The following is a 13,202-nucleotide window of genomic DNA, read 5'->3' as shown; positions in this document are numbered from 1 at the left end:
CACCAACTAAAACCACATTGATATCTATTTCATGCTCAAAAAATTTAATCTTATATTTAGTAAAGATACTGGTGTTATTACATTGAGTGAATTAGATAAAAAGGCAATTGAAATTTCTTCTAAATATAAGGGAAAAATACAAATATTACCTAAGGTTCCTATAAAATCCATAGACGATTTTGCCGTTTTATATACTCCAGGTATAGCAGCAGTATCCAAGGAAATTGCGAAAAACAAAGAATTATCTTTCCATTATACTTATAGGTGGAATGCTATCGCTATAGTAACTGATGGTACAAGAGTTTTAGGATTAGGAGATATTGGACCAGAGGCCGCAATGCCAGTAATGGAAGGAAAGGCTTTGATCTTTAAATATTTAGGTGGTGTTGACGCGATACCGTTGCCGATAGGTACGAAGGATCCGGATAAAATTATTGAAACAGTTAAAATACTAGAACCAGCTTTTGGAGGGATTAATTTAGAGGATATAGAATCACCTAAATGTTTTTATATTCTAGATAAATTAAGGCAAACAGTTGAAATTCCTGTATGGCATGACGATCAACAAGGTACAGCAGGAGCTACACTAGCTGGATTAATAACATCTCTTGAGATAACTGGCAAAGACCCAAAAAATATAAGAGTCATTCTATATGGCGCTGGGGCAGCAAATATAGCTACAGCGAGATTATTATATAAATATGGTGTTCCCTATGAAAATATGATTGTTATAGATAGTAAAGGACCATTGTATAAAGGAAGAAATGATGAGGATTCAATGAAATTAGAAAATCCATGGAAATATGAACTTCTAGAAAAAACAAATAAAATTGGTGCTAGGACAATAGAAGATGCTTTTAAAGGTGCTGATGTTTTAATTGCAGCTTCTAAGCCAGGCCCTGGTGTAATAAAATCAGATTGGATAAAATTAATGAATAAAGATCCAATAGTGTTTGCATTAGCTAATCCTGTTCCTGAAATCTGGCCAGATGAAGCGAAAAATGCTGGTGCTAGGATTGTAGCTACTGGAAGAAGTGATTTACCTAACCAAGTAAATAACTCCTTAATATTTCCAGCAGTTTTTAGGGGTGCTTTAGATGTTAGAGCGAAAACTATAACTGATGAAATGGTAATCGAAGCGGCAAGAGAATTAGCTTCCTTTGCTAGAGAAAAAGGAATTAATGAAAATTATATTATTCCCAAAATGACTGAGTGGGAAGTATACCCAAGAGTAGCAGCTGCTGTAGGGATGAAGGCTATACAGCAAGGTATTGCAAGAGTTTCATTATCATATGACGAAATTTATTCTTCCGCAAGAGAGATTATAAATTCTGCAAGAAAACTCCTTTCTTCATTAACATAATTTTTTTAAGTGGTCGAAACTACTTACATATTACGACTTAGTTTGGTGAATATAATGCGTTCTTCATCAAAAATTAAAATAGATCCTAGTCAGCATGAGCTTGTTCCTAAGCATGAGGTCCTAAGCATAGAAGAAGCTTATAAAATTCTTAAGGAATTAGGAATAAAACCAGAGCAACTTCCTTGGATTAGAGCATCAGATCCTATAGCTAAATTAGTTGGTGCAAAACCTGGAGATATAATTAAAATTACCAGAAAAAGCTCTTTGTCTGGAGAAGTAGTTGTATATAGATACGTTATAAGTGGGTGATATAAGTGAGTCTTACAGTTAATGAGAGATGGGAAATTGTTAAATCATTCTTTAAACTAAGGGGTTTAGTGAGACAACATTTAGATTCTTTCAATGATTTTCTGCGAAATAAATTACAACAAATAATAGATGAACAAGGGGAAATTATAACAGAAATACCTGGATTAAAAATTAAGTTAGGTAAAATAAGATATGATAGACCTGGAATTAGAGAAACAGATAAAGGACCCCCTAAAGAATTAACTCCTCTTGAGGCTAGACTTAGGAATCTAACTTATGCTGTCCCATTGTATCTAACTATGATTCCAATAGAGAATAATATAGAAGGAGAGCCAATTGAGGTTTATATAGGAGATCTGCCAATTATGTTAAAATCAATTGCAGATCCTACATCTAACATGACTTATGATGAGCTAATAAAGATAGGAGAAGATCCTAAGGATCCTGGAGGCTATTTTATAGTAAATGGAACAGAAAAAGTAATCGTTGCGCAAGAAGATTTGGCCACTAATAGAGTATTGGTTGATTATGGTAAAAGTGGTTCTAATATAACCCATGTTGCAAAAATTACATCAGCTGCTGCGGGATATAGAGTTCAAGTAGTAATTGAAAGATTAAAGGATAGTAGTATTCAAGTATCATTTGCTACAGTTCCAGGTAAAATTCCATTTGTCATTATGATGAGAGCATTAGGTTTCACTACAGATAAGGACATTGTTTATGCAGTATCTTTAGATCCAGAAATACAGAATGAATTACTACCTTCATTAGAGCAAGCAAGTTCAATAACTACAGTTGAAGATGCCCTTGACTTTATAGGAAATAGGATAGCTATAGGTCAGAAAAGAGAAAACAGAATTCAAAGAGCCGAGCAAATTATAGATAAATACTTCTTACCTCACATTGGTACATCCCCAGAAGATAGGAAGAAGAAGGGATATTATTTGGCTGCTGCTGTAAATAAGCTTCTAGAACTATATCTAGGAAGAAGACAACCAGATGATAAAGATCATTATGCTAATAAGAGGGTTAGACTAGCAGGAGATTTATTTACAAGCTTATTCAGAGTTGCATTTAAAGCATTTGTTAAAGATCTGGTCTATCAATTAGAAAAGGCAAAAGTAAGGGGTAGAAGACTTTCATTAACTGCATTAGTAAGGGCTGATATAATTACTGAAAGAGTAAGACATGCACTAGCTACTGGAAATTGGGTTGGAGGAAGAACTGGCGTAAGTCAGCTATTAGATAGAACTAATTGGTTATCAATGTTAAGTCACTTAAGGAGAGTAGTATCCTCACTAGCTAGAGGACAACCAAACTTTGAAGCTAGAGATTTACATGGAACTCAATGGGGTAGAATGTGTCCGTTTGAAACCCCAGAAGGTCCTAATAGTGGACTAGTTAAAAATTTGGCATTATTAGCTCAAGTTTCCGTTGGTATTAATGAATCAAGCATAGAAAAGGTAATTTATGAACAAGGTGTTATATCTCAAGAGGAACTTATAGATAGACTTTCAGCTGAAGAGGATATAAATAAGTATCTAAATTGGAGTAAAGTCTATTTAAATGGAAGATTATTAGGATATTATCCAGATGGAAAAGAACTAGCAGAAAAAATAAGAGAGCTACGTAGATCTGGTAAGATTAGTGACGAAGTTAATGTTGCTCATATAGTCACAGAATACATAAATGAAGTACATATAAATTGTGATGGAGGAAGAGTTAGAAGACCATTAATTATTGTTAAAGATGGTAAGCCCTTAGTAAGCGAAGACGACATAGAAAAATTAAGGAAAGGAGAGATAACTTTTGATGACCTTGTAAAACAAGGTAAGATTGAATTTCTAGATGCTGAAGAAGAAGAAAATGCATACATTGCACTTAACCCACAAGACCTTACTAAAGATCATACTCATTTAGAAATATGGCCTCCAGCTATATTAGGGATTACAGCCTCGATTATTCCCTATCCAGAACATAATCAGTCACCAAGAAATACATATCAATCTGCTATGGCTAAACAAGCTTTAGGATTATATGCAGCTAACTATCAGCTCAGAACTGATACTCGTGCTCATTTACTTCATTATCCGCAAAAACCTTTGGTAGGAACAAAAATATTAGACATTATAGGTTATAATGATAGGCCTGCTGGGAATAATGCTATTTTAGCAGTAATGTCATACACGGGATATAATATGGAAGATGCAATTATAATGAATAAATCTTCAGTAGAAAGGGGTATGTATAGGTCAACATTCTTCAGACTTTATTCAACTGAAGAGTTGAAATATCCTGGAGGTCAAGAAGATAAAATAATGAAGCCAGAGCCAGGTACTAAGGGTTACAAGGGTAATGAGTATTATAGATTACTTGAAGATAATGGAATAGTATCCCCAGAGGTTGAAGTAAAAGGTGGAGATGTACTTATAGGTAAAGTTAGTCCGCCAAGATTTTTACAAGAATTTAAAGAACTATCTCCGGAGCAATCAAAGAGAGATACCTCAATTGTTACAAGACATGGAGAGATGGGTATAGTAGATTTAGTATTAGTAACCGAATCATCTGAAGGAAATAAGTTAGTAAAAGTTAGAGTAAGAGATCTTAGAATTCCAGAAATAGGTGATAAATTTGCTACAAGACATGGACAAAAAGGAGTAATAGGGATGCTAATAGATCAAGCTGACATGCCTTATACAGTAAAAGGAGTAGTTCCAGATATAATTTTAAATCCACACGCATTACCATCAAGAATGACAATAGGACAAATAATGGAAGCTTTGGCGGGCAAGTATGTTGCGTTAACGGGTAAACCAGTTGATGCTACTCCATTTATTGAAAGTCCTCCTTTAGAAGAAATAAGGAAAGGAATTAGGGAATCTGGATTATTACCAGACGGGACAGAAGTAGTTTATGATGGTAGAACAGGTCAGAAATTAAAGGGCAGAATATTATTTGGTATAGTATACTATCAAAAATTACATCACATGGTTGCTGATAAGATGCATGCAAGGGCTAGAGGACCGGTACAAATATTAACTAGACAACCAACTGAAGGTAGAGCTCGTGAAGGCGGATTAAGATTCGGAGAAATGGAAAGAGACTGTCTTATTGGTTTTGGGACTGCAATGCTCATTAAAGATAGATTATTAGATAATTCAGATAAAGCAACAATTTATGTTTGTGATAAATGCGGATATATAGGTTGGTATGATAGAGCTAGAAATAAGTATGTATGTCCAATACATGGTGAGAATGCAAACTTATATCCAGTTACTGTTTCATATGCATTTAAGTTACTTTTACAAGAGTTAATGAGTATGGTTATATCACCTAGATTAGTATTAGGTGATAAAGTTTCTGTAGGTGGTGAGAATAATGAGTGAAAAGATAATTAAAGGGATAAAATTTGGTATTCTTTCTCCAGATGAAATTAGAAAAATGTCAGTGACAGCTATTATAACATCTGAAGTTTACGACGAAGACGGTACTCCTATTGAAGGAGGTGTAATGGATCCAAGGCTTGGAGTAATTGAACCAGGCCAAAAATGCCCTACATGTGGGAATACTTTAAATGGCTGTCCTGGACATTTCGGTCATATAGAATTAGTAAGGCCAGTAATTCACGTAGGTTTTGTAAAGCATGTTTATGATATATTAAGAGCTACATGCAGACATTGTGGAAGGCTTAAGATAAAAGAAGAAGATTTGCAGAGATATTCGAGAATATATCACGCAATTAAGGATAGATGGCCTTCAGCAGCAAGAAGATTAGTAGAATATATAAAGAAAAATGCAATGAAAAACATGGAATGTCCTCACTGTGGTGAAAAACAATTTAAGATAAAGTTGGAGAAACCGTATAATTTCTATGAAGAGAGGAAAGAAGGTGTTATTAGACTAACTCCTTCAGATATAAGAGAAAGACTAGAAAGAATACCAGATAGTGATTATGAATTACTAGGATATGATCCTAAATATTCTAGGCCAGAATGGATGATTTTAACAGTATTGCCAGTTCCTCCAATAACTATTAGACCTTCAATAACAATAGAAAGTGGAATTAGGGCTGAAGACGACTTAACTCATAAGTTAGTGGATATAATAAGAATAAACGAAAGACTAAAGGAAAGTATAGATGCTGGTGCCCCACAATTAATAATTGAAGATTTATGGGATCTATTACAATATCATGTTTCTACTTACTTCGATAATGAAATACCTGGAATACCACCAGCAAAACATAGATCTGGTAGACCTTTAAGAACATTAGCTCAAAGACTAAAAGGAAAAGAAGGTAGATTCAGAGGTAACTTATCTGGAAAAAGAGTAGACTTTTCAGCAAGAACCGTAATATCACCTGATCCTAATATAAGTATTGATGAAGTCGGAGTACCGGTAGCTATTGCAAAAACGTTAACTGTGCCAGAAAGAGTTACTAAAATGAATATAGAAAGAATGAGACAATATGTAATTAATGGCCCAGAAAAATGGCCGGGTGCAAATTATGTTATTAGACCAGATGGTAGGAGAATAGATTTAAGATATGTAAAGGATAGAAAGGAGCTTGCATCAAGTTTAACCCCCGGATATATTGTTGAAAGGCATCTAATTGATGGTGATATTGTATTATTCAATAGACAACCATCTCTACATAGAATCTCTATGATGGGACATAAGGTAAAGGTATTACCAGGTAGGACTTTCAGGCTAAATCTGTTAGTATGTCCCCCATATAATGCTGATTTTGATGGAGATGAAATGAATTTACATGTGCCTCAATCAGAAGAAGCAATAGCTGAAGCTAAAGAAATAATGCTAGTACACAGGAATATAATAACCCCTAGGTATGGAGGTCCTATAATGGGTGGAGCACAAGATTATATTAGTGGAGCTTATCTATTAACAGTAAAAACTACGTTACTTACTAGAGAAGAAGTAACTACAATTCTGGGTGTAACTGATTTTATGGGTGAAATAGGAGAGCCTGCAATACTAGCACCTAGAGAATATTACACCGGAAAACAGATAGTAAGTCTATTCTTGCCAAAAGATTTCAATTTCCATGGACAAGCTAACATATCCAAAGGTTTCAGAGCTTGTAAAAATGAAGTATGTCCCCATGATTCGTATATAGTTATCAAGAACGGTATACTTTTAGAAGGAGTATTAGATAAAAAAGCAATAGGAAACCAGCAACCAGAAAGTATATTGCATTGGTTAGTGCGAGAGTATGGGACAGAATATGGAAGATGGGTAATGGATAACGTGTTCAAACTATTTATAAGGTTTATCGAGTTAAGAGGTTTCACTATGACGTTAGATGATGTAACGATACCGCCTCAAGCATTTAAAGAAATTGATGAACAAATAGAAGTAGCTTATAAGAAAGTAGAAGAATTAATTAAGCAATATAATGAAGGAACATTAGAATTAATCCCTGGTAGAACTGCTGAAGAGAGCTTAGAAGATCACATTTTAGAAACGTTAGATCAATTAAGAAAAGTAGCTGGTGATATAGCTACTAAATATCTAGATCCATTCAACAATGTTTATATCATGGCAGTTACTGGTGCAAGAGGTAGTGAACTAAATATAACGCAGATGACAGCTATGCTAGGTCAGCAGTCAGTAAGAGGAGAAAGAATAAAAAGAGGGTATATGACAAGAACATTACCTCATTTTAAGCCTGGAGATATTTCCCCAGATGCTAGAGGTTTTGTACATAACTCATTCACAAGAGGACTAACACCGATAGAAATGTTTTTCCATGCGGCAGGAGGTAGAGAGGGACTAGTTGATACAGCAGTTAAAACATCGCAAAGCGGTTACATGCAGAGAAGACTAATTAATGCCTTATCTGATTTGAGGGTAGAATATGATGGTACTGTAAGATCCTTATATGGTGAAGTAATCGAACTAGCTTATGGTGAAGACGAGGTGCATCCAATGTATAGTTCTCACGGTAAAACTGTTGACGTAAATAGAATAATAGAAAGAGTAGTAGGATGGAAGAGGTGAACTATATGGTTTCGGACTATATTAAATCTTATATAGAAAGATCACTAGAACAAATAAGGGATAAATTACCTGATAAAGTAATACAAGATTTAAGAGAAGCTTTATTAAATACTGATATAAATCTCACAGAATCTGATGTGGATAAAATAATAGATTTAGCTGTGAAAGATTACCAAGAGTCGTTAATTGAACCTGGAGAAGCTGTAGGTATTGTATCAGCACAGTCAATAGGCGAGCCTGGTACACAAATGACTTTAAGAACCTTCCACTTTGCCGGTATTAGAGAGTTAAACGTTACTTTGGGTTTACCCCGATTAATAGAGATTGTTGACGCTAGAAAAACACCATCTACCCCTATAATGACTATCTATTTAACAGATGAATATAAATACGATAAAGAAAAAGCATTGGAAATAGCAAGAAAAATTGAGTATACCAAAATAGAGAATGTGATTTCATCTATAAGTGTTGATATAACTAATATGTCTATTACCATACAATTAGACGAGGAGATGCTTAAAGATAAAGGAGTAGATCCTTCTAGTGTTAAGAAGATCATCTCGAAGTTAAAATTAGGTAAGATACGAATTGAAGATATTGACGATTATACTTTTACCATTTACTTTGAGGAAATAGATAATATTTCAGCTCTGTTTAAAATGCGTGAAAAGTTATTAAATACAAAAATTAAAGGAATAAAAGGAATTAGAAGAGCTATTGTACAGAAAAAAGGAGATGAATATGTAATTATAACTGATGGTTCAAACTTAGAAGGCGTAATAGGAATAAAGGGTGTTGATGTAAATAAAATTCAGACAAATAATATTCATGAGATAGCAGACACTTTTGGAATAGAGGCTGCAAGAGAGGCTATTGCAAGAGAGATTAAAAAAGTTCTTGAAGAACAAGGTCTAGATGTAGATATGAGACATATTCTATTAGTAGCAGATATAATGACAAGAACTGGTGTAGTTAGACAAATTGGAAGACATGGAGTAACTGGAGAAAAAAGTAGCGTATTAGCTAGAGCTGCATTCGAGGTAACTGTGAAACATTTACTTGATGCTGCAGCAAGAGGAGAAATGGAAGAATTTAAAGGAGTAGTAGAAAATATTATAATCGGTCAACCAATTAGATTGGGCACGGGTATAGTTGAGTTGACTATGAGGCTGAATGTGAGGTGAAGTAAATGGCAGAAGTAACAGGATTTGAAAGCGAGCTAAAAACTTTATTAAGAACAGGAAAAGTAGTTTTTGGGAGCAAAAAAACAATAAAAATGGTGAAGACAGGGAAAGTAAAAATGGTAATAATAGCTTCTACCTTGAGGCAAGATCTTAAAGATGATATTCTAGCTTATGCAAAGATATCTAATATTCCAGTTTATCAGTATAATGGTAGTGCATATGAATTAGGAACACTTTGTGGAAAACCATTTATGATATCCACTATTGGTGTTATAGATCCTGGTGAATCCAGATTACTAGAAGAAATAAAGGAGGGGGCTCAATAATTGCCTGAGATTAAGCTTACTTCAGAGGAATTAAGGTATATGTCACTTTTTCAAGACGTAACGCGTGTAACTGCAAGGGATTGTATTGTAGATGAAGAAAATAACAGAATTATATTTCTTGTAAACCCAGAAAATATGGGAACAGCTATAGGTAAAAATGGTTCTAATGTAAAAAGGCTGGAAAAACTTATAGGAAAATCAATTGAGATAGTAGGATATAGCGATAATCTAGAAGATTTAGTAAGAAATCTAATGGCACCTGCAAAGGTGAGAAGTGTAAAAGTGGTTCAGTCTAATTCTAAGAAGACAGTTTATATTAATGTTGATCCTCAAGATAAGGGCCTTGCTATTGGTAAGAACGGAAGAAATGTTACTAGAGCAAAGTTAATATTAAAAAGATATATGGATATTGATTCCGTGATTATAACTTAAGGGTGAAGAAGAATGGCAGGAGGTAAATCACCTAAAGGAATGTTTGCTGCAAGGAAATTAAGGTTAAAGAGACTTAAGTTTAGATGGCATCAAAGAAAATTCAAGAGAAGAATGTTAAAATTAAAAGAAAAGTTTGATCCATTGGAAGGAGCACCAATGGCTAGAGGGGTAGTCCTAGAAAAAGTAGGAATTGAATCTAGACAACCTAACTCCGCCGTAAGGAAAGCTGTAAGGGTACAATTAGTAAAAAACGGTAGAATAGTTACTGCTTTCGTTCCTGGAGACGGTGGCGTAAACTTCATTGACGAACATGATGAGGTAGTCATTGCTGGAATTGGAGGAACTCTAGGCAGATCAATGGGAGACTTACCCGGAGTAAGATATAAGGTAATTATGGTTAATGGTGTTTCATTAGATGCTTTATATAAGGGTAAAAAACAAAAGCCAGTAAGATAGATTTTTATACATCTTCTCCGCTTTTTCTCTCCTGTTTTTCTTGCTCATCAACTAAGTTCTTCTTTACATAAATTGGTCTATTAGATACTATCGCAAGAAAAACTGCATGACTAGGAATTAATTGTTTTTCTATAATTACTCCATCAAATTTAAATTCTACAGTAGCAATATAAACTCCATACTCTTCGTTCACATCATTTATAATAACTCTATTTATTATCTTGCTTAATTGATCTTTAATTTCAGAAGAGAATGCAAGCACATCATATATATTTTCTCTCTTATCACCTCTTAATAATTCTTCGTAATCTCTTTTCTCCTGTAATCTATTTAATGCTATAACAATTTCTGGTGGAATCTGAAACATTTTAAATTCTCTTCCATCTTCTAGATATAATACCATTGTTGGAATCCCATGAATAGGGTAAAAGAACGCTTCTACTTTTTCTACTTTTATTAGCTCCTCTGAATTATCTTGGCTCATTATATTATATACTATGTATTTGCACTATAAAATCCTTCATAAACACATTTAAGGGAAAACTGTTTATTGCAATAAGATAAAAATATGGAATCCTTTGAAGTTTCATCAATAGACCTCAAAGTATTTGGTAAGTGGGATACAAAAGTAGAAATTAGAGATCCTAGTCTAAAGAAATACATAGGTTTAATGCCAGTTTATTTACCCCATACAGGCGGTAGGCATGAGCATAGGAGGTTTGGAAAAGCTAAATTACCAATCGTAGAAAGACTTATCAATAATGTAATGAGACCGGGTAGAAATAAGGGAAAGAAAATGTTAGCTTATAACATAGTGAAAACTGCTTTTGATATAATAGCACTAAAAACTGGTCAAAATCCTATTCAGGTATTAGTTAAGGCTATAGAAAACTCTGCACCTAGAGAAGAAGTAACAAGAATAATGTACGGTGGTATTGTTTACTATGTTGCTGTAGATGTAGCTCCACAGAGAAGAGTAGACCTAGCTTTAAGACATCTAGTTATGGGTGCAAAAGAGGCTTCATTTAATAATCCTAAACCAATAGAAGAAGCCTTGGCTGAAGAAATAATTGCCGCAGCAAGCAATGATCCAAAAAGCTTTGCGATTAGAAAGAAAGAAGAAATTGAGAGAATTGCATTAAGCTCGAGATAACTTATAGCTAAACTTTTAATGCTTGTTACGTTAATTATGTGCAAGAGGGAGTAAGATGTCACAAAAGCCACACCTTAATTTAATTGTTATAGGACATGTAGACCATGGTAAAAGCACCTTAGTTGGAAGACTTTTGATGGATAGAGGTTTTCTAGATGAAAAAACAATAAAAGAAGCAGAAGAAGCTGCAAAGAAACTAGGGAAAGAATCAGAAAAGTATGCCTTCTTACTAGACAGATTAAAAGAAGAAAGAGAAAGAGGTGTAACGATAAACTTAACCTTTATGAGATTCGAGACAAAGAAGTTCTTCTTTACAATTATTGACGCACCTGGTCATAGAGACTTCGTAAAGAATATGATAACTGGTGCAAGCCAAGCGGATGCTGCTATATTAGTAGTCTCAGCTAAGAAAGGTGAATATGAAGCTGGTATGAGTGCAGAAGGACAAACAAGAGAACACATAATACTAGCAAAAACAATGGGAATAAATCAAGTGATAGTAGCTGTAAATAAAATGGATCTAACTGATCCACCTTATGATGAGAAAAGATTCAAAGAAATTGTAGATCAAGTAGGTAAGTTTATGAAAAGCTTTGGATTTGATATGAACAAGGTTAAGTTTGTACCAGTAGTTGCGCCAACTGGTGAAAATATAACACAGAGATCTGAAAATATGAAATGGTATACTGGTCCAACATTAGAAGAATATTTAGATCAACTAGAGATACCGCCAAAACCAGTTGATAAGCCATTAAGGATACCAATTCAAGAAGTATACTCAATTTCTGGTGTAGGTGTAGTCCCAGTAGGTAGAGTAGAAACTGGTGTCCTTAAAGTAGGTGATAAAGTAGTATTTATGCCAGTAGGAAAGGTTGGTGAAGTTAGATCTATTGAAACTCATCATACAAAAATTGAAAAAGCGGAACCAGGTGATAATATTGGATTCAACGTTAGAGGTGTTGAAAAGAAAGATATCAAAAGAGGAGATGTTGCTGGTAGCTTAAATGTTCCACCTACTGTTGCAGACGAATTTACAGCACAAATAATAGTAATATGGCACCCAACAGCTGTAAGTGTTGGTTATACCCCAGTAGTTCATATACATACAGCTAGTGTAGCTTGTAGAATAACAGAACTCACTTCAAAGATTGATCCAAAGACCGGTAAGGAGGTTGAAAAGAACCCACAATTCCTAAAGTCTGGTGATTCAGCAATAGTAAAAATGAAGCCTATAAAAGAGTTAGTTGTAGAGAAATTCAGAGAATTCCCAGCATTAGGAAGATTTGCTATGAGAGATATGGGTAAAACAGTGGGAGTTGGAGTAGTTATTGATGTAAAACCAAAGAAGGTAGAGATTAAATAATAAGATTTTATATTTTTTATATGGTGATTTTATGCCTACTAAGGCGAGAATTAGACTTTGGAGTACTAATATAGAGAATTTGAACTTTGTAGTGAATCAAATAAAAACTTTGGCTCAAAAAACTGGAGTAGAAATAAGCGGACCTATTCCATTACCGACTTCAAGAATGGAAGTTCCAGTAATGAGACTACCACATGGCGAAGGAAAGAAAAAATGGGAGCATTGGGAAATGAAAATACACAAAAGAATAATTGATATTGCATCTGATGAGAGAGTCATGAGACAATTAATGAGAGTAAGAGTACCAGATGATGTGTATATAGAGATAGAATTAATATAAAAGTTACAACTTATTAGCCTTTTGCCTTTTTATTCTATTCAATATATGATTTTAACTTGATAATATTTAATTATTATAATATCAAATTAGTTTTCTATATTTATATTTATCGTAACAAGTTCGATATATGTAAATATATAAAAAGTAATAGAATATGAATAATAAACGAATTTTTATATTTATGATCAAAATTATAAATTAGGAAAAAGATTTTTGTATGTAAGTTCTAAAAAATCATTTTGTCATTATCTTCTC

The 13,202-nt window shown here is 33.9% G+C and carries 12 protein-coding genes; 11 read left to right on the top strand and 1 reads right to left on the bottom strand.

Annotated elements, in window-relative coordinates; all coding sequences use genetic code 11:
- Positions 1-31: 31 nt before the first annotated feature.
- Genes STK_RS01555 through STK_RS01520 form a run of 8 tightly spaced genes read left to right on the top strand, consistent with a single transcriptional unit; the run spans position 32 to position 10,091 of the window.
- Positions 32-1,363 (top strand): NAD(P)-dependent malic enzyme, encoded by a 1,332-nt coding sequence (locus STK_RS01555; RefSeq protein ID WP_010978229.1) that lies wholly within the window; start codon positions 32-34, stop codon positions 1,361-1,363.
- Positions 1,364-1,417: 54 nt separating this feature from the next.
- Positions 1,418-1,672 carry a DNA-directed RNA polymerase subunit H gene (locus STK_RS01550; protein ID WP_052846238.1) on the top strand — a complete coding sequence of 85 codons (255 nt, stop codon included), beginning with the start codon at positions 1,418-1,420 and terminating at the stop codon, positions 1,670-1,672.
- Positions 1,673-1,677: 5 nt separating this feature from the next.
- Positions 1,678-5,058, top strand: coding sequence for a DNA-directed RNA polymerase subunit B (locus STK_RS01545; RefSeq protein WP_010978227.1), 3,381 nt, complete (start codon positions 1,678-1,680; stop codon positions 5,056-5,058).
- Entirely contained in the window at positions 5,051-7,693 is a 2,643-nt protein-coding gene (rpoA1, locus tag STK_RS01540; RefSeq protein ID WP_052846236.1) for a DNA-directed RNA polymerase subunit A', read from the top strand. Before STK_RS01545 ends, rpoA1 begins: the two co-directional genes overlap by 8 nt.
- A gap of 5 nt (positions 7,694-7,698) precedes the next feature.
- Positions 7,699-8,877, top strand: a complete 1,179-nt coding sequence (gene rpoA2 / locus STK_RS01535; RefSeq protein ID WP_052846867.1) for a DNA-directed RNA polymerase subunit A'' — start codon at positions 7,699-7,701, stop codon at positions 8,875-8,877.
- Between the two features lie 5 nt (positions 8,878-8,882).
- Positions 8,883-9,203 carry a 50S ribosomal protein L30e gene (locus STK_RS01530; protein ID WP_010978224.1) on the top strand — a complete coding sequence of 107 codons (321 nt, stop codon included), beginning with the start codon at positions 8,883-8,885 and terminating at the stop codon, positions 9,201-9,203.
- On the top strand, positions 9,204-9,635 hold the full coding sequence (locus STK_RS01525; RefSeq protein ID WP_010978223.1) for a NusA-like transcription termination signal-binding factor: 432 nt from the start codon (positions 9,204-9,206) through the stop codon (positions 9,633-9,635).
- A gap of 12 nt (positions 9,636-9,647) precedes the next feature.
- Complete coding sequence (locus tag STK_RS01520; protein WP_010978222.1) at positions 9,648-10,091, top strand: 30S ribosomal protein S12; 444 nt, start codon at positions 9,648-9,650, stop codon at positions 10,089-10,091.
- A gap of 4 nt (positions 10,092-10,095) precedes the next feature.
- Here STK_RS01520 and STK_RS01515 read toward each other — a convergent pair whose 3' ends face one another.
- Entirely contained in the window at positions 10,096-10,575 is a 480-nt protein-coding gene (locus tag STK_RS01515; protein ID WP_010978221.1) for a bifunctional nuclease family protein, read from the bottom strand.
- A gap of 84 nt (positions 10,576-10,659) precedes the next feature.
- Between STK_RS01515 and STK_RS01510 the strand changes: the two genes are divergently transcribed.
- From STK_RS01510 to rpsJ, 3 genes are read left to right on the top strand one after another with little or no spacing between them, the layout of a single operon-like run.
- Entirely contained in the window at positions 10,660-11,244 is a 585-nt protein-coding gene (locus STK_RS01510; RefSeq protein ID WP_010978220.1) for a 30S ribosomal protein S7, read from the top strand.
- 55 nt (positions 11,245-11,299) lie between these two features.
- Positions 11,300-12,607 (top strand): translation elongation factor EF-1 subunit alpha, encoded by a 1,308-nt coding sequence (tuf, locus tag STK_RS01505; protein WP_010978219.1) that lies wholly within the window; start codon positions 11,300-11,302, stop codon positions 12,605-12,607.
- Positions 12,608-12,638: 31 nt separating this feature from the next.
- A complete protein-coding gene (gene rpsJ, locus STK_RS01500; protein ID WP_010978218.1) occupies positions 12,639-12,947 on the top strand; it encodes a 30S ribosomal protein S10 in 309 nt (102 codons plus the stop codon).
- Positions 12,948-13,202 lie beyond the last annotated feature (255 nt).

It is taken from the genome of Sulfurisphaera tokodaii str. 7 (genome assembly GCF_000011205.1).
In the GTDB taxonomy this organism is placed as follows: domain Archaea; phylum Thermoproteota; class Thermoprotei_A; order Sulfolobales; family Sulfolobaceae; genus Sulfurisphaera; species Sulfurisphaera tokodaii.
The sequence above is the reverse complement of the archived record's forward strand: the minus strand, read 5'-3'. Positions and strand labels throughout refer to the sequence as shown.

What these genes read in the sequence shown, in the direction of transcription:
- STK_RS01555 (WP_010978229.1), top strand. Translation starts at nt 32, where the DNA reads ATGCTCAAAAAATTTAATCTTATATTTAGTAAAGATACTGGTGTTATT.
- STK_RS01550 (WP_052846238.1), top strand. Translation starts at nt 1,418, where the DNA reads ATGCGTTCTTCATCAAAAATTAAAATAGATCCTAGTCAGCATGAGCTT.
- rpoA1 (WP_052846236.1), top strand. Translation starts at nt 5,051, where the DNA reads ATGAGTGAAAAGATAATTAAAGGGATAAAATTTGGTATTCTTTCTCCA.
- rpoA2 (WP_052846867.1), top strand. Translation starts at nt 7,699, where the DNA reads ATGGTTTCGGACTATATTAAATCTTATATAGAAAGATCACTAGAACAA.
- STK_RS01530 (WP_010978224.1), top strand. Translation starts at nt 8,883, where the DNA reads ATGGCAGAAGTAACAGGATTTGAAAGCGAGCTAAAAACTTTATTAAGA.
- STK_RS01520 (WP_010978222.1), top strand. Translation starts at nt 9,648, where the DNA reads ATGGCAGGAGGTAAATCACCTAAAGGAATGTTTGCTGCAAGGAAATTA.
- STK_RS01515 (WP_010978221.1), bottom strand. Translation starts at nt 10,575, where the DNA reads ATGAGCCAAGATAATTCAGAGGAGCTAATAAAAGTAGAAAAAGTAGAA.
- STK_RS01510 (WP_010978220.1), top strand. Translation starts at nt 10,660, where the DNA reads ATGGAATCCTTTGAAGTTTCATCAATAGACCTCAAAGTATTTGGTAAG.
- tuf (WP_010978219.1), top strand. Translation starts at nt 11,300, where the DNA reads ATGTCACAAAAGCCACACCTTAATTTAATTGTTATAGGACATGTAGAC.
- rpsJ (WP_010978218.1), top strand. Translation starts at nt 12,639, where the DNA reads ATGCCTACTAAGGCGAGAATTAGACTTTGGAGTACTAATATAGAGAAT.